The 15,773-nt window shown below is 63.5% G+C and carries 17 protein-coding genes and 1 tRNA gene; 10 read left to right on the top strand and 8 right to left on the bottom strand.

Annotation, left to right across the window (positions count from 1 at the left end; translation table 11 throughout):
• Positions 1-29: 29 nt before the first annotated feature.
• Both AC5P68_RS15530 and AC5P68_RS15535 read left to right on the top strand, forming a co-directional pair.
• The gene (locus AC5P68_RS15530; RefSeq protein ID WP_414497920.1) at positions 30-1,193 is read left to right on the top strand and encodes a two-component system sensor histidine kinase NtrB; all 1,164 of its coding nucleotides are present in this window, start codon (positions 30-32) and stop codon (positions 1,191-1,193) included.
• On the top strand, positions 1,183-1,542 hold the full coding sequence (locus AC5P68_RS15535) for a response regulator (RefSeq protein WP_005409405.1): 360 nt from the start codon (positions 1,183-1,185) through the stop codon (positions 1,540-1,542). Before AC5P68_RS15530 ends, AC5P68_RS15535 begins: the two co-directional genes overlap by 11 nt.
• A 30-nt stretch (positions 1,543-1,572) precedes the next feature.
• Here AC5P68_RS15535 and AC5P68_RS15540 read toward each other — a convergent pair whose 3' ends face one another.
• Complete coding sequence (locus AC5P68_RS15540) at positions 1,573-2,139, bottom strand: TetR/AcrR family transcriptional regulator (protein WP_005409404.1); 567 nt, start codon at positions 2,137-2,139, stop codon at positions 1,573-1,575.
• Positions 2,140-2,311: 172 nt separating this feature from the next.
• Here AC5P68_RS15540 and AC5P68_RS15545 point away from each other — a divergent pair, with 172 nt between their 5' ends.
• Positions 2,312-3,142 (top strand): universal stress protein, encoded by an 831-nt coding sequence (locus tag AC5P68_RS15545; RefSeq protein WP_288418736.1) that lies wholly within the window; start codon positions 2,312-2,314, stop codon positions 3,140-3,142.
• Here the strand turns inward: AC5P68_RS15545 and AC5P68_RS15550 are convergent.
• Complete coding sequence (locus tag AC5P68_RS15550; protein WP_288418734.1) at positions 3,090-3,983, bottom strand: AraC family transcriptional regulator; 894 nt, start codon at positions 3,981-3,983, stop codon at positions 3,090-3,092. The genes AC5P68_RS15545 and AC5P68_RS15550 overlap by 53 nt on opposite strands.
• A gap of 157 nt (positions 3,984-4,140) precedes the next feature.
• Between AC5P68_RS15550 and AC5P68_RS15555 the strand changes: the two genes are divergently transcribed.
• The gene (locus tag AC5P68_RS15555) at positions 4,141-4,701 is read left to right on the top strand and encodes a GNAT family N-acetyltransferase (RefSeq protein WP_033833274.1); all 561 of its coding nucleotides are present in this window, start codon (positions 4,141-4,143) and stop codon (positions 4,699-4,701) included.
• A 7-nt stretch (positions 4,702-4,708) separates the two neighbouring features.
• Here AC5P68_RS15555 and AC5P68_RS15560 read toward each other — a convergent pair whose 3' ends face one another.
• The 4 genes from AC5P68_RS15560 to AC5P68_RS15575 form a co-directional block, all read right to left on the bottom strand.
• The gene (locus tag AC5P68_RS15560) at positions 4,709-5,173 is read right to left on the bottom strand and encodes a GNAT family N-acetyltransferase (RefSeq protein WP_288418771.1); all 465 of its coding nucleotides are present in this window, start codon (positions 5,171-5,173) and stop codon (positions 4,709-4,711) included.
• Between the two features lie 120 nt (positions 5,174-5,293).
• Positions 5,294-5,761 carry a GFA family protein gene (locus AC5P68_RS15565; protein ID WP_495217132.1) on the bottom strand — a complete coding sequence of 156 codons (468 nt, stop codon included), beginning with the start codon at positions 5,759-5,761 and terminating at the stop codon, positions 5,294-5,296.
• A gap of 280 nt (positions 5,762-6,041) precedes the next feature.
• Complete coding sequence (locus tag AC5P68_RS15570; RefSeq protein WP_288418732.1) at positions 6,042-6,494, bottom strand: hypothetical protein; 453 nt, start codon at positions 6,492-6,494, stop codon at positions 6,042-6,044.
• Positions 6,495-7,078: 584 nt separating this feature from the next.
• Positions 7,079-7,468, bottom strand: a complete 390-nt coding sequence (locus AC5P68_RS15575; RefSeq protein ID WP_196757849.1) for a hypothetical protein — start codon at positions 7,466-7,468, stop codon at positions 7,079-7,081.
• A gap of 822 nt (positions 7,469-8,290) precedes the next feature.
• On the opposite strand from AC5P68_RS15575, the gene AC5P68_RS15580 reads away from it, so the two are divergent.
• Together AC5P68_RS15580 and AC5P68_RS15585 are read left to right on the top strand one after the other, a co-directional pair.
• Positions 8,291-9,325, top strand: a complete 1,035-nt coding sequence (locus tag AC5P68_RS15580; protein WP_288418729.1) for a hypothetical protein — start codon at positions 8,291-8,293, stop codon at positions 9,323-9,325.
• Between the two features lie 499 nt (positions 9,326-9,824).
• Positions 9,825-10,814, top strand: a complete 990-nt coding sequence (locus AC5P68_RS15585) for a tyrosine-type recombinase/integrase (protein ID WP_288418727.1) — start codon at positions 9,825-9,827, stop codon at positions 10,812-10,814.
• Positions 10,815-10,821: 7 nt separating this feature from the next.
• On the opposite strand, the gene AC5P68_RS15590 is transcribed toward AC5P68_RS15585, so the two are convergent.
• Together AC5P68_RS15590 and AC5P68_RS15595 are read right to left on the bottom strand one after the other, a co-directional pair.
• Positions 10,822-11,709: a HEPN domain-containing protein gene (locus tag AC5P68_RS15590; protein WP_288418726.1), complete on the bottom strand. Its 888-nt coding sequence runs from the start codon at positions 11,707-11,709 to the stop codon at positions 10,822-10,824.
• A gap of 107 nt (positions 11,710-11,816) precedes the next feature.
• Positions 11,817-11,893: transfer RNA gene (locus AC5P68_RS15595), tRNA-Arg, on the bottom strand.
• Positions 11,894-12,076: 183 nt separating this feature from the next.
• On the opposite strand from AC5P68_RS15595, the gene amaB reads away from it, so the two are divergent.
• The 4 genes from amaB to AC5P68_RS15615 all read left to right on the top strand — a co-directional run bounded on the left by amaB (position 12,077) and on the right by AC5P68_RS15615 (position 15,767).
• Positions 12,077-13,609, top strand: a complete 1,533-nt coding sequence (amaB, locus tag AC5P68_RS15600) for an L-piperidine-6-carboxylate dehydrogenase (RefSeq protein WP_049403192.1) — start codon at positions 12,077-12,079, stop codon at positions 13,607-13,609.
• Complete coding sequence (locus tag AC5P68_RS15605; protein WP_049430871.1) at positions 13,609-14,448, top strand: SDR family NAD(P)-dependent oxidoreductase; 840 nt, start codon at positions 13,609-13,611, stop codon at positions 14,446-14,448. Before amaB ends, AC5P68_RS15605 begins: the two co-directional genes overlap by 1 nt.
• A 259-nt stretch (positions 14,449-14,707) precedes the next feature.
• Positions 14,708-14,992 carry a DUF4190 domain-containing protein gene (locus AC5P68_RS15610; protein WP_414497919.1) on the top strand — a complete coding sequence of 95 codons (285 nt, stop codon included), beginning with the start codon at positions 14,708-14,710 and terminating at the stop codon, positions 14,990-14,992.
• 4 nt (positions 14,993-14,996) lie between these two features.
• A complete protein-coding gene (locus AC5P68_RS15615) occupies positions 14,997-15,767 on the top strand; it encodes a class I SAM-dependent methyltransferase (protein WP_049452709.1) in 771 nt (256 codons plus the stop codon).
• The last annotated feature ends 6 nt before the right edge of the window (positions 15,768-15,773 follow it).

Raw genomic sequence — 15,773 nt, forward strand, 5'->3', positions numbered from 1 at the left:
TCCCTCCTTGGGGTAATGCTCATTTCCACGTGGACGCAGCCGCTTCTACGACGTCCGTGCTGACGGACCCTTCCCGACAACTGCGACTGCTGATCGACAGCGTGCGCGACCATGCGCTGTACCTGCTTGATCCGGATGGCATCGTCTGCAGCTGGAACCCGGGTGCGGAGCGCATCAAGGGCTATTCAGCCGATGAAGTGGTGGGCACCCACTTTGGTCGCTTCTACCTGGCCGCCGACCGCGAGGCAGGAGAACCGCAACGCCTGCTCCGCCATGCAGCGCAGCATGGCCACGTTGCCAATGAGGGCTGGCGGGTACGCCGCGATGGCTCGTCGTTCCGTGCCAGTGTTGTCATCGAGCCGGTGGTTGAAGCGGGTGAGCTGCTCGGCTTCGTCAAAATCACCCGCGACATCACCGAGCAGTGGCAGGCACAGCGCCTGCTGCGTGATGCCCAACGAGCGCTGCGCAATACCCAACAGTTCGAGGCCGTCGGCCGACTCAGCCGCGGCCTGTCGCATGAGTTCAACAACCTGCTGACCACCATCGGCAACGCACTGGACCTGCTGTCCCTGCGCGTTGGCGGTGACGATGCGCGCGCCGCCGAGCTGCTCGATGCCGCGCAGAGCGCGACCGATCGTGGTGCGCTGCTGACCCGCCAGCTGCTGGCGTTCAGCACTGGCCAGACCCTGATCCGCGAACCACTGGATATCAACGTGTTGATACAGCAGTGGCTGCCGGACCTGCAACGCGCCTGCCCGCCCACGGTGATGCTGGATGCCCAGCTGGCACCCGGCCTGCCTGCGGTCAACACCGATGCGCTGCAGCTGCAGACGGCGCTGGCCAATCTGGTCGCCAATGCCGCCGATGCTACCCTTGAAGGCGGCCGCATCCTGATCGGCACCGCGCTGGAGCATCGCCTCGACCCGGACGCGGACTCCACACTGCAACGTGGCTATGTCACCCTCAGCGTCTGCGATGAAGGCCACGGGATGGCGGCCGACATCGCCGAACGGGCCACCGAGCCCTTCTTCACCACCAAGGACATCGGCAAAGGCAGCGGCCTGGGCCTGAGCCAGGTGTTCGGATTCACTACCCAGAGCGGCGGCTTCGTCGACGTGTCCACCACGCCCGGTGTCGGCACCACGGTCAGCCTGCTGCTACCCGCAATGGAGGACCCTGCCGATGACCGATGACCCGATCCGCGTACTGATGGTGGAAGACCAGACCGATCTGCGTGAAATGATCGGCCTGGCCCTGCGCGACCTCGGCATCGATGTGGCCACGACCGCCGATGGCCACGAGGCGGCGGAACTGCTCAAGGGCGAAGCACGTTTCGACGTGGTGTTCAGCGACGTCAGCATGCCCAACGGCATGTCCGGCATCGAGCTGAGCGAGCATGTGGCACGCGAACAGCCGCAGGCAAGGATGATCCTCTCGTCCGGCTATGCCCGTTCGCAGCTGCCGCCGCTGCCCGAGCAGGTGGAGTTCCTGCCCAAGCCCTATCGCCTGCGCCAGCTGGTGCAGCTGCTCAGGCAGGCGTAAGCCACGGCGCCCCGCAGGAAGCCCCTGCGGTCAACCCATCATCGCCCCGCGCTGGAACGATGCCAGCAGCGTAGAGGCTGCCGCTGCCGGCGCCAGCCGACCGCGTGCCAGTGACCAGGTGATGCCGTAGAAGCAGCTCCAGTAGAAGTCCGCGAGCCATACCGCGGTGAAACCGACGTTGAACTCCCCGGCCGCCTGACCCCGCAGGAAGAAGGCCTCGAAGCGCTCACCGATCGGCGCCCAGCGCTCCGGCAGCAGGTGCAGGTCGCCCAGGCGCTGCTGTTCTTCCATCATCCGTGCGAACAGCAGCGTCACCAGCTCCCAGTCCGCCAGCAGCGTGGCGGTGACCTGCTCCAGCACGTGGCGTGCATCACCGCCCTGGTCGAACCAGGCCGCCGCCGCTTCCACGCGCTCGAAACCGGCCGCGAACAGGGCCTCGTCGATCGCCTCCCGGGTAGGCGCAAACCGGTACAGGGTCGCGCGGCTGATGCCCGCCCCGCGCGCGAGTTCGCTGAGGGTGCAGCGTGGATGGCTGACCAGGGTGGCCGCCAGCGCATGGGGCAGGTCGCGTCGTGTACGTGCTGCGGCAGGTCGCATCAAAAGCGATGGGGTGTGGGCTGGCCCTCACGCTAGCATGAATCATCAATTAATAAACTGAATCAAATATGATTCACACGAATCACGGATGCGCTACAACGGGGGTGCGTCCGGTGCACCCGGGTCGGTGCACGGCAGGGAACGCGTCACAGGCATCGAGGGAGACAACGCCATGCTGCACCCACTACGCGATATCGCCGTGCTGTTCGACGCCAGCGACACCGGGCACCGCGTTCTCAACATCGCCGCCGACCTGGCGCAGACCCAGCAGGCGCATCTGGTCGCAGTCTCCACGGCCCTGCATCCCACCGACATCGCCAACGGCTTCGCGCGCGGTGCCGGCATCGCCGCCGCGCTGGACCACGAGGCCCGCGCGGATGCCGCCTGCACCGCACAGCTGATGCAGAACCTGCGTGCCGTGTCCGAGCCGCTGCAGATCAGCACCGAACTGCGCATCGTCTCGGACTACCTGGGTGGCGCTGACCTGGCGCTGCAGTCGCTGTACTGCGACCTGATCATCGCCGGCTATCCGCACACACCAGGCGCGCCCTCCGGCTGGCATCCACTGGGCACGCTGCGCCAGACCGGGATACCGATGCTGCTGGTGCCGCCGCACTGGAGGGGCGAGCAGGTCGGCCGGCGTATCGTGGTGGCCTGGAATGCCAGCAAGCAGGCCCGTCGTGCGGTGGCAGATGCCCTGCCTCTGCTGGCCCGCGCGCAGGCCGTGCACCTGCTGATGGTCGACACGCCCAAGGCTGAAGCGGCACCCGGCGCTGAAATGGCCCAGCATCTGGCGCGGCACGGCGTTGAAGTGGAGATACAGGCGATCAGCTCCAGCCAAGGGGGTGTAGCTGCCACCATTCGCCAGCATGTACTTGATGCCGAAGCCGATCTGCTGGTGCTGGGGCCCTACAGCCGCAGTCGCGTGGTCGAGCGCGTGCTCGGCGGGGTCACCGAGGATCTGCTCGCCGAAGTACCGGCGCCCTTGTTCGTATCGCACTGATACCGCCCTGCCCCGCCCGGCGGTAGCCGGTCAGCGATTGACCGGTGTGCCGCCGGAAATAGCGGCACAGGTAGGACGCGTCGTCGAAACACAGGCGTTCGGCGATGCGTCCGATCGGCAGTTCGCTGTAGCTCAGCAGCGCCTTGATCTCCAGCACTACCTGGCGGTCGATCAACGCCTTCGGCGTTTCGCCGAAGCATTCCCGGGTCACCTGCGAGAGATAGAACGGGGTAATGCACAGCGCCTCGGCGTAGGACTGCACGTCGCGTTGGCGCGTGCTGCGCTGGCCGACCAGCTCCCAGAAGCTCCAGGCCAGGCGCTCGCGCCGGCCGACCTGCGGCGCCGCCTCGTAGTATGCCGGGAGCAGTGTGGCGAACTTCAGGAAAAAGGTCTGCAGCAGGTTGCGCAGCATCACGTGCCGATGGCGGCCACCGTTGTGCTGGGCATCCATCAACTGCTGCAGCCAACCCTGCAGCAGCGGCACCTCCAGCGGTGACGGCACACAATGGGGGTGCTCGTGCAGGAACTTGAACAGTGCATTGGGCAGCACATAGGCCACCTCCGATGCCAGCGCTTTCGGCACCAGGCAGGCCACCGCAAGGAAGCGGCGCGAACGCTGCCGCAGCAGCGCCAGCGTATCCTCCGCCAGCACCAGTACGTCGTGCCGCTGCACCGCCACTTCGCGGAAGTTCAGTGCGAACCGCGCACGCCCGGACACGCACACCAGCACCGTCAGATAGGCGTGCCCGAACGACAGCGGAACACCCAAGCCTTCCGCCAGCGTACTGACTTCCAGACGCATGGATTCGTCCTGTTCCAGAAGCTGGGGAATGCGATCCATGGGCCGATCCACTGGGATTCCACTGGGATATCGCGGCAGAGCATATCCGCCCGAACGAAGAAGTTGTGAAAAGTACCGAAACCATCAATGTCCCGCCCTGTGCTCCCTACCCGTCGAAACCTAGCCTGTGCACTTTCTTTCCACCGACGGACCCGCCATGCAACTGGCCACCCAACGCTTGATCCTGCGCCCCTGGCGCGACAGTGACGCCGCCGATCTGTACGAGTACGCCCGCGACCCGCGCGTGGGGCCCGTCGCCGGTTGGCCACCGCATGCCAGCGTAGAGGAGAGTGCCGACATCATCCGCACCGTGTTCAACCGACCGGAGGTCTACGCCCTGCAGAGCCGCGAGAACGGGCGTGCCATCGGTTGCGTCGGCATCCTGATCGGTGCAGACAGCAACTTCAACTTGGGCGAGCGCGAGGGAGAGATCGCCTACTGGATCGGCGTACCGTACTGGGGGCGTGGCCTGGTACCCGAAGCTGTACGTGAGGTGATGCGGCATGCCTTCCTGGATCTGCAGCTGGATGCGTTGTGGTGCGGCTACTTCGCCGACAACCTGCAATCGATGAGCGCGCAGGCCAAATGCGGTTTCCGCCATCACCACACCGAGGTCAATCAGTTCAACCGCTTCCTCGGCGACTACCGCACCGAACACATCAGCCGCATCACCGCCAGGGAATGGCAGGCGCAGCAGACCGTACCACTACCCACATGATCACGGCTCAGCCCTCGCTGCGCTGCATGAACAACAGTTCCGGCGTCGAGGCATCTTCCACCGGCTGGAAGCCGAAATCGCGGTAGAGCGCGACCGCCGCGACGTTGTCACGATAGACACGCAGGCTCAGGCGCTGCACATCCGGCGACCGCAGGGCCTCGGCACACAACAACTGCATCAGCACCCGGCCCAGGCCGCGCCCACGCGCCTGCGGCGAGACAATGATGCGGCCCAGGTGGGCAGTGCCGGGCGCGGTCCACCAGTACTGGCCGAACCCCATGCACGCACCCTCCCCGTCCAACAGCACCCAACCCGGGCGCTCGGCCAGTTCAAGAGCCTGTGCGAATGCCTCAGGCAGCAGAGGAAACGCAACGCCCGGGCCAGCCCAGCGTTGCGTCGCTGCAACCGAATCGAGCCAGCCAGCGATACGCGGGTACTGCCGAGGTTGAACCGGTTGCAACTGTGCGGGCATATGGAAGCCTGTGTGGTCTGGTCCACTGATTGTGAGCGGCCCGCCCGGCGCCGTCACGCTGCGCGGCAGCCATTGAATGTTGTCCTGCGACAATGCCCTTGCACCATCACAGTCGCAGCTTCAGCCCTGCAGGTAGGCAGGGCCGTCCCAGCCATCAAGGTACCTCGGCAAGTCATCGCGAACCTCAACTACGCGTTGCCGGTAGTAGAGATGCATTGTGGGCGCCATGGCAACGTCCAGCCATCCGCCGCCAGCGCGGGCGAGCATGGCGTTGGGAACGACACGCATGCACAGACGGTTCGTGCCGAACACAACCTCGCCGCACGTAGCACAGAAGGTCTTCTTCAGCTGCTTGTGGGGATGGCTGAAGCTTCGCGCATCGAAGGAGGCCATCTGAACCGACGAAGCCTCCCATGCCGTCGCGGAGAACACGGTGACACCGTAGAAGTCCCTGCACGATGAACAGTGGCAGTTGGCGCGTGCGACCGGCTCTCCACCCAGCTCAATGGCGACGTTCCCGCACAGGCACGCTACTCGTATCGACATGATGACCCGAAAGAGAGGGGCACGCGCGGATTCTACTGCCATATCTGGAACACATGCCGACTGCCCCAGCAGAAAATTCAATCGGCCTCACCCACAGACGCAAAGTGTCGTCCATCGACTTCAGGGTCTTCGGGCGCCTCCTCCCGATACCCTTTCCCTTCAGGGCCAGCAGGGTATCCAGCATGTCGTACCGCACGACGATGGTGTTGATGGCGCGCTCGCCGATGTTGCCCACCTTCTTCACCCGGAGCAAAGTGACGGCAGCGAACTTAACGCGGGGTGTAAAAGAGAAGGGCCCGTCGGAGAGCGGGCCCTTCCTTGTTCATTTGCCTGTTGTTGACGACTGGATGGGCTTCGGGGTGGTCAGATCGTAGGCAAAGCATGCAGACTGCATTTCCGTAAGCGCCTTCCGTCGATCGTGCGACGCCTCTCTGCGATCCGCGATCACTGGGAGCTTCAGACGAATCACGTCAGCGACAGCTCTACGATCAGCAATTGCCGCGGATCCCCCGAGCCCAGAGTCCTCCAGCGCCTTTCCCGCCATACCAGAGGCGCCCCCCAATGCACTTAGTCCCGCTATTGCACCGGCGTGCTTGGCAGCGTTCGCCGCCGTAAGTGCAGGTGCGATGACCGTGCCCGCGACCAGCCCGATCCCGTACACCCAGAGGGACGCCTTTCGCTGATCAACGGATTTGTTCTCCATCCCGAGGATGAGCTTCTTGCATTCCGCCAGTACCGCTGGCAACGCCTCCTCAACGTCCGAGGCGTCATCCACCTCCTCTCCAGGCTCATACCATCCGTCGCGGGGAAGCCTCCTCGGAGGCTGGACTCCGCTGGGATCAGGCGCCTGGGCCTGACCGTCAACGGGGGGCGGCGGAGGTGGAGGTAGAGGTGGTGCTACGGCGGCCCGGGAAGGATGGCCAACGAAAGAGACGTTGTAGGGTGCAGTGGCCCCCCCTTGGTTGAACAACCAACGCAAAGCACAGCCGCAACCAGAACAGCGGTCATCGCCTTCATGTTGCCCCCTGTCGGCGGCGTCATGCCACCGCTGGGGCCTTTACTACCACAGGATTGCGGTTTTCACGGGACCGACAATCCGACGCTGCCTGCATTTTGCCGGGGCCCAGCTTGGCGGACACCGGTTGCATGGCCTGCGGCCGCGTGAATCCAGCCTCCACCTGGGCCAGGTACCCAGCCCGGACGCACTGCGCCAGTAGTAGTGCTGGTCGACACGGGGTACACCGGGTTCGTCGAAGATGGCCTCTATCCGTCATTCCGCCTGATTGACGATTCGATCATCGGCGGCCGAGTCCGCCTCACCCAGCACCTGCATGGCGTTGCATGACCTGCCGCGCTTGGTTATTGCTCGCGGGTCAGGCGAAGGCTCCCATCGGACGGCAGCAGGATTCGATAGACCTGCCTTTCGCCCGCGTTGATGGTCAGGTTCTGAGACGTTGAAATGTTCGGGCAGGCGCCACCACCTGTGTCGAGCTTCACGAAGTAGGAGCCTGGTGATACATACAGAGTGGCGGCTTCGGACTGGCGAATGTCCATCACCTTCTCATTGTTGAGAGAGATGGCATGCGTGCAGGCAGATCCATGGAAACCCTTGTCCCGCATGATGTAGATCTGCGCACTACGGTCCGGCGACGGCGCCAAGCGTTCGGCCTTGTAGATACGATCAGGAGGCACCGGCCTGGCGGTTTCCTCCGTGACGGGGACCGTGGAACAGCCGATCAACGTGGCCATTGCGGCCGCAGCACCAAGCATTCCTTTCCGCATAATCCCCTCCGTTATTGTTGGCTGATTCTACTGCGCGTCCGCCCCTGCGCAATTCCGAGGGGATTGGCAGAAAGGTTACCTTACGGCATTGCGATTCAATTGCCGCGCGGCAATCCAACTCCAGCCGCCCACCAAGCCTCCCGGCAGAGGTGGGCAGCCAAAGTGTTGAGAGCGATCCAGACGAAGATGGCCGGGGGTGCACGAGGTCGGCAAGTAGCGCGAGGCGCCGCTGGGCCGGTATGTGCGCTGGGCACTTCGCTGTCTATCCGATCCGCTTGTCGCCGTGCACAAGAACACGGTATGGCCATCACCGGAGTGCCGTTGCGACAGGTGCAGATCCTGGCCGGGCATGCCGACTACGCCACTACTGGAAGTGCTACGAGCACCTCTCCCCCTGAGGGCGATGACGGTGCGGTGGCGAAGCCAACCTATTGATTCGCCATTACCACCACTGTGACCAAATGGCGCCTTTTGATGGCCCGATATGGCCTGTGGCGATATAGCGGCTTTCGCAAGTTGTTGATTCTGGAGACCCCGGCCCGATTCGAACGGTCGACCTTCCCCTTAGGAGGGGATTTCGTCACCCGCTCAATCAGCAACTTACGAAGTGCCTGGGACCAGCGTGGGTCCATTGCCACTCCATCACACGACGCTGGTGATTACTGCCCCATCAGGGAACCCAAGAGGCAGGGCTGGCAAATGTCCACCTTTCCCAATAACCCATGCTACATGATCAAAGAGTTCTCCCGCCAAAATCGGCAAAAGCTCGCGCTTGGTTGAAGAGTATAAGTGAAGCGCCAGCAGGTTCACGCTGCGCTTACATTGCACGCCAATCTACAACTCCAGGAAGGAACTGAAATGCGTTTGAAGGCTGCAAAGGTCATTCTCGGAATATCGCTTTTCACAAGCGCCCTCTCCGCACACGCAATCGACTCAATAACCTGTGATGACTGCACTTTGACAAAGCGTCAGATGCAGTCAAAGGCAGGAGGAGACGGAGACTACTACTTCTGGGATTTCAAGAATCGACGCCTGTACCACATGAACGTATCCGGTAGTGGCGGCCCGCTTTATCGCGCCGCTGCCGCTCCAGGCGGAACAAAAGTAAAGGAAATCATGCTGACTGCGGACGAACAAGCAATGTTCAATGCGGGCATGCAGCTCTACGACGCGAATGGCCGGTCTGAGACGGTTAGAGTCCAAGCGCCTGTATATGACAGCCGCGCTGCGCTCAACTCATTCGGTGGCGCGATCGCCGCAGCGCCCACCCAGGCTATACCACTCGCCGATCCACCTCAGACCTACCCGATGAATGCAATGGATGCGGTGACGACACCGGCTTGGCGTGAGGCGGCTATTGCGAAAACACTATCCTACGACAACCTCGGGCCTTTGCGGTTTGTGGGAGAGACCCTTCGTGTTCTCGTTTCAGGCTTCTCTCAAGCCGTCAACATCACAAAGCTGCCGAGCCCCTTCAGCATCGTAACCACTATTCCCTTCCCTGACGGCTCTTACATTCTCGTGCAATACACCTATCAAGATCACGGGTACAGATACATCCGCGGATCCGGGCGAGACGCTGCAGGCAATGTGATTCCTGACGGGCAGAAGGATATTGCGAGCCCCGATCAAGCTTCCCAAACGTACATTTATCCGACGGGCCCACTTGCGGCAGGCCCGGGTGGTGAGATGATAAGACACCTCGACAACCTGGGTGTCCGTTGGATCGGCGCAAACTCTCCACCGGTATATGTTGGTTTCCGAATCGGCTGTTCCTACACTCCCTCAGGTGCACAATGCCAAGTGAACTCCCTAACCCCATAGAACGGGGATCAGAGCGACTGATCCACGGAAACGGCATTCTTATCCGGGCATTTTTGATCCTGACGATGAGCTCTGCAGTATGGATGCTGGCCGGACTGTCGATCGGAAGGGGTGCCAAGGGCGCTCTTGTCTGGCCGTACATCATTCCATCCCTCGTCTTCATCGCGCTCATCGTTTCCTATAGAGCGAGGGTGCGGAATGCCGAATGGTTCACCAATAAGCCACGGACGCTGTTCCTGCTTACTCTGTCTTGGATTGCCTGCGCAGTGGGGCTTGTTCTTTCAGTAGCACCCTTCTGAGGACTGAGCCCTGCCGTCGTGATGGCGGTGGGGCTCACATTTCCTCATGAGGGCTGCGCCCTACAGCACCAGTGCTCTCTCGCCTGAATCGACAGGTCACCCTCGCACGCGCCTCCAGCCGATACTCGATGGAACCGTCGGCGCGTTCCACCTTGAACGCATAGGCGTCCGGCACATGCCGCGATCGAAGGTGCAGAGGAATGGCAAAGGTTCGACTCTACTGGCGCGGCAGCAAGGCCTACCTCGACTGGGCTGAAGGCGGCGAACGCTTTCGCCGGTCCATTGGGCAACCTGACGCCCGTGAGGCGGAGAGAATACGTGCCGCGAAAGAAGCAGAACTGACTCACGGGGTCAGGATCTTGGCGCGTCTGCCCAAGGTTCGGGACTACCTGGGATGGTATCTGGACTGGTACGAAGCCGAGCACCCGACTACCATTTCGAAGGCCAGAAGCGAAGTGAAGCGCTTCATCGAGCGCTTCGGGCACCGGCCAATCGACAGCATCCGCGCGGTGGAGGTAGAGCAGTACAAGCGCTCCAGGCTGCTGGACGACAAAGCGGCAAAGGAAACAGTTGGGAAGGAGATTCGGCGGCTGAAGGCGGCATTCAACTGCGGCGTCCAATGGAAAGCGCTGGACGTGAACCCGCTCGCCACCGTGAAAGCCTCTCGCGGCGTGCGGAGCGTGGCAGTCAAGTTCTATGACCGGGCCGCGATGCGCCGGTTGTATCGGGCGAACCCCGCCCGTGCGCCGCTTTGGCTCTTCATGGCCCACACCGGGCTGCGTCGGGGCGAGATCATCGGCTTGGAGAAAAACTCGGTCGTGGGCGGACGCCTGCTTGTTGAAAGCGATCCGGACGAGAACGGCGAAGGCCGGACAAAGTCAGGGAAGTGGCGGGAGGTTCCCCTAAACCGCTATGCCAGCTGGGCGCTTCGGCATCTGCCAGATCCGCTCGTCACGGTACACAAGGACACCGTGTCTGCCTGGTTCAAGAAAGATTCGGAGCTGGCCGGGGTCGGCGGGCACCTACACCGACTCCGTCACACCTTCTGCGCACACATGGTGATGGCAGGCGTGCCACTGCGTCGAGTGCAGATCCTCGCAGGACACGCTGACTACGCAACGACGGAGAAATACTACGCGCATCTGACGCCGGATGGTGATGACGGCGCTGTCGCAAAGCTCCGCTACTGAGTCGCTGTCACGACCCGAAGAGCAAGCCTTCAAGCTCTTCTTTAGTCGGGACTTTCTTGGCCTCAATCATCTTGATGATCACTTTGCGCAACAGTTCGAGGGAGGCGAGCAAATCGTCGGATGAGTGTTTTGGAGACCCATGCGCAGCAGCCGACCGTGCGTCATACAGCTTCAACACCTTCTTGTGCTGCGCGGTCCGCTCCGGACCAGGCGGCTTGAGGTACGCGGCTATCATGACCGACACTCGGAACCTAAGCTCACTGTTTGACCCGGTGAACAGCGCCTCCAAAGCGCCCCATACCGACACTAGCCCAAGAGCTGAGCTGTGTATCAGCTGAGCATTGGCCAATGCGTCGACGGCCAGGCTGAACGCTGCGCTGCTCTCTACCAGATCTAGCGCCGCCTCCCAGTTTTCCCGAACCCACTCGAGGTCTTGCCGCGTATCACGCTCCGTGGCCGGGTGCAGCTGGAAATACCAAGGCTGCACCTCAACCGCGTTCGCGACATGAGCCCACCCCTTCTCGGGTGACCACTCGATACTCTGGGGAGAAATATTGGATCCGAGGATCAAACGGATGCGCGGATCAACCCACAATCTGAGCAATGCAACTAGCTGCATTGCAATCGCTCTTGAATCGGATTTGCGCCGCTTATAGCTAGCCGGGATATACAGCGCCACTTCGGAATCGAAGCCAAACCCAGGTCCTGTTGCTGCCCAAGGGCCTGGATGGTGCTGACCGGGCATCGCGGGACGCCGGATTGCAACCATCGTGTTTGACATGACATGCGTGTAGCCGGGCTGCAGCGCCAGGCCGTTGCCCAGGTCGAAAGGCTCGCACCCAATACTCAACGAGGTAAGGCAGCAGTAGAGGTCCAGCGGCGCTGCTTCGTCCATGGCCTGCCCATCAAAAAAAGTGGTGTGCCAACTGTGCCAAATCAGGTCCGAAAAGTGGCGAAATAGAGCAACACCGACATGCCGAACTGCGCCTAAGTGCTTGATTATGGTGACCCCGGCCCGATTCGAACGGGCGACCTTCCCCTTAGGAGGGGGACGCTCTATCCAGCTGAGCTACGGGGCCATGCAGCCGGGAAGTTTACAGGCAACACACCCTGCCCTCCAAGCATTCGTGCTCCACACGGCGGCGCTGGCGCGTTGCACCATGGCCGGACAGGCCGCTCTGCTACCATCGGCGATTCAGTTCATCGCGCCCCCCACCTGCCCGCGATGGCACCAAACAACGTAACGAAACACAGGAGTCTGCATGTCTTCCGAGCTGCTCAAGTCCCTTGGCCTGGACGCGATCAACGCTGGCACGTACCTGGGCAACGGGGAGTGGTCGAGCGCGACCAGCGGTGAGCTGATCACCCCGGTCAACCCGACCACCGGCGAGCCGATCGCGCAGGTCCGCGCGACCACCGAGGCCGAGTACGAGACCGTCGTCGCCCGCGCCCAGGAAGCCTTCAAGATCTGGCGTACCACGCCGGCCCCGCGTCGCGGCGAAGCCGTGCGCCTGTGCGGTGAAGCGCTGCGCAAGCACAAGGACGCCCTGGGTTCGCTGGTGGCGCTGGAAATGGGCAAGAGCAAGCCGGAAGGCGACGGCGAAGTGCAGGAGATGATCGACATCGCCGATTTCGCCGTGGGCCAGAGCCGCATGCTGTACGGCTACACCATGCATTCCGAGCGCCCCGGCCACCGCATGTACGAGCAGTACCACCCGCTGGGCCTGGTCGGCATCATCTCCGCCTTCAACTTCCCGGTCGCGGTGTGGAGCTGGAACTCGTTCCTGGCCGCCATCTGTGGCGACGTGTGCATCTGGAAGCCGTCCAACAAGACGCCGCTGACCGCCATTGCCTCGCTGAAGATCTGCAACGACGCCCTGCGCGAAGCCGGCTTCCCGGACATCTTCTTCCTGATCAACGATGCCGGCACCGCGCTGTCGGAAAAGATGGTCGATGACCGTCGCGTGCCGCTGATCAGCTTCACCGGCTCGACCCAGGTCGGCCGCACCGTCAACGAGAAGGTCGCGCGCCGCCTCGGCCGCTGCCTGCTGGAACTGGGTGGCAACAACGCCATCATCCTGGACGAAACCGCCGACCTGAAGCTGGCCGTGCCGGGCATCGTGTTCGGCGCCGTCGGCACCGCCGGCCAGCGCTGCACCACCACCCGCCGCCTGATCGTGCACCGCTCGATCTACGCCGACGTGCTGGCCACCCTGGTCAAGGCCTACAAGCAGGTCGAAGGCAAGATCGGCGACCCGACCGATGCGGCCAACCTGATGGGCCCGCTGAACAGCGACGGCGCCGTGCAGCAGTTCCTCGATGCCATCGCCCAGGCCAAGGCCGCCGGCGGCACCATTGAAACCGGCGGCACCCGCATCGACCGCCCAGGCAACTTCGTGCTGCCGGCCATCGTCTCCGGCCTGAAGAACAGCGATGCCGTGGTCCAGCACGAGACCTTCGCGCCGATCCTGTACGTGATGCCGTACGACACCCTCGATGAAGCCATCGACATGCAGAATGGCGTGCCGCAGGGCCTGTCGTCCTCGATCTTCACCCAGAACCTGAAGACTGCCGAGAAGTTCCTGTCGGCCGCTGGCAGCGACTGCGGCATTGCCAACATCAACATCGGCACGTCCGGTGCGGAGATCGGTGGCGCCTTCGGTGGCGAGAAGGACACCGGCGGCGGCCGCGAGTCCGGCTCGGATGCGTGGAAGGTCTACATGCGCCGCCAGACCAACACCATCAACTATTCGGACTCGCTGCCGCTGGCCCAGGGCATCAAGTTCGATCTGTGATGGCAGACGTTTCTGCCATGGCTGCGGGTCAGAGCCCCTCCGGGGATCTGACCCCTGCCCAGGGCCGGATCCCCAATGGGGCTCCGACCCTCGATTTCACCGGTCGCCGCGTGCTGATCGCCGGCGGCAGCAAGGGCATCGGTCGTGAAATGGCGCTGGCATTTGCCGGCGCCGGTGCGCAGGTCTCGGTCTGCGCACGTGGCCACGCCGGCCTGGATGCCCTGCGTGCCGATGCGCAGGCACAGGGCACCCCGCTGCATACCGTCTCCGCCGATCTGGCCGACGCCGGCCAGATCCAGGCCTGGCTGCAGGCCGCTGCCGATGCGCTCGGCGGCATCGATGTACTGATCAACAACGCTACCGGCTACGGCATGGCCGACGACGAGGATGGCTGGGCCGCCAGCCTGCAGATCGACCTGATGGCGGCGGTACGGGCTTCGCGCCTGGCACTGCCGTGGCTGCGCGCATCCAGCGATGCCTGCATCCTCAACCTGTCCTCGATCGCCGCACAGCAGCCACGCCCCGGTGGCGCGCCCTACGCCGCCGCCAAGGCCGCGCTGTCGCACTACACCACCTCGCAGGCACTGGCGCTGGCCAAGGACCGGATCCGGGTCAACGCCATCGCCCCCGGTTCGATTGAATTCGATGACGGCCTGTGGGATCGCCGTCGCACCGAAGATCCGGCGCTGTACCACGGCACCCTGGCGAAGATCCCGTTCGGCCGCTTCGGCCATCCGCGCGAGATCGCCGACGCGGCCCTGTTCCTGTGCTCGCCGCTGGCGCGCTGGATCACCGGCCATGTGCTCAATGTGGATGGCGGCCAGGTGTTGATGGGCTGACACCGGCACTCCGGTAGCTGCCAACCTTGGTTGGCATGCCTTTCGTCGACCAAGGTCGACGCCTACCCTGATGAAATGGCTTTCGTCGACCAAGGTCGACGCCTACCCTGCTGAAATGCCCTTCGGCGACCAAGGTCGACGCCTACCAGAGCCGGCACCTCGTTTGTCGACCAGGGTCCACGCCTGCCATCGCATCCGCCGGGCATGGGATTGCCCGGGCAGAGGCACTATCATGTGCACACTGCCAAGGAGGACCCCGATGAGCGTGGCACCCCGACAGACAAGCGCCCTGGCCGTAGTCAGCCTGGTCATGGGCATCGCCAGCTGGACCGTCCTGCCCTTCGTGGCCAGCATCGTGGCGATCGTCACCGGCCACATGGCCCGCGCCGAGATCCGCCGCCGCCCGCAGGAACTGGAAGGCGATGGCCTGGCCGTCACCGGTCTTGTGCTGGGCTGGGTGATGGTCGGCGCGGTAGTCGCCGCCATCCTGGTGTTCATCCTGTTCTTCGGCGGCCTGGCGTGGCTGGCCGAGGTGTCGAACTGACGCCATGACCACTTCCGACAGCACTGAACGCTTCAGCAGCCGCGTCGCCGACTACGTCCGCTACCGGCCCGATTACCCGCCCGCGCTGCTGGAATGGCTGCATGGCCCGATGGATGTCAGTCACCAGGCCCGTGTCGCCGACATCGGTGCTGGCACCGGCATTTCCAGCCGTCAGTTTCTGGCCAGCGGTCATCCCCTGGTGGCGGTCGAGCCAAACGCCGCCATGCGCGCCGCCGCCGAAGAGTGGCTGGCGCCGCAGTATCCGGGCTTTTCCGCCGTCGATGGCCGCGCCGAGGCCACCGGCCTGGACGATGCCAGCGTTGACCTGGTCAGCGTCGCGCAGGCCTTCCACTGGTTCGACACCGTAGCGGTGCGCGCCGAGTGGCAGCGCATCCTGCGCCCGGGTGGCCAGGCACTGATCTACTGGAACTCGCGCCTGCTCGACGCCAGCCCGTTCCTGGTCGGCTACGAACAGCTGCTGCTGGACTACGGCACCGACTACACCGCCGTGGCCGAGCGCTACCAGGACGACGCCACCATGCAGGCCTGGTTCGGCGCCGGGCTGCGCGGCATGGTGCAGCTGCCGAACGTGCAGTACCTGGATCTGGATGCCCTGCAAGGGCGCCTGCTGTCCTCCTCCTACGCACCCCAATCCGGTCACCCGCGCCACGCGCCGATGATCGACGCTCTGCAGGACCTGTTCGCCGCCCACGCGGTCGACGGCCAGGTTGCTTTTGAATATCGAACCCGAGCCTTCCTCGGCACGCTGGACTGAACCGAC

The organism is Stenotrophomonas sp. YJH_SMC_58 (assembly GCF_059369635.1).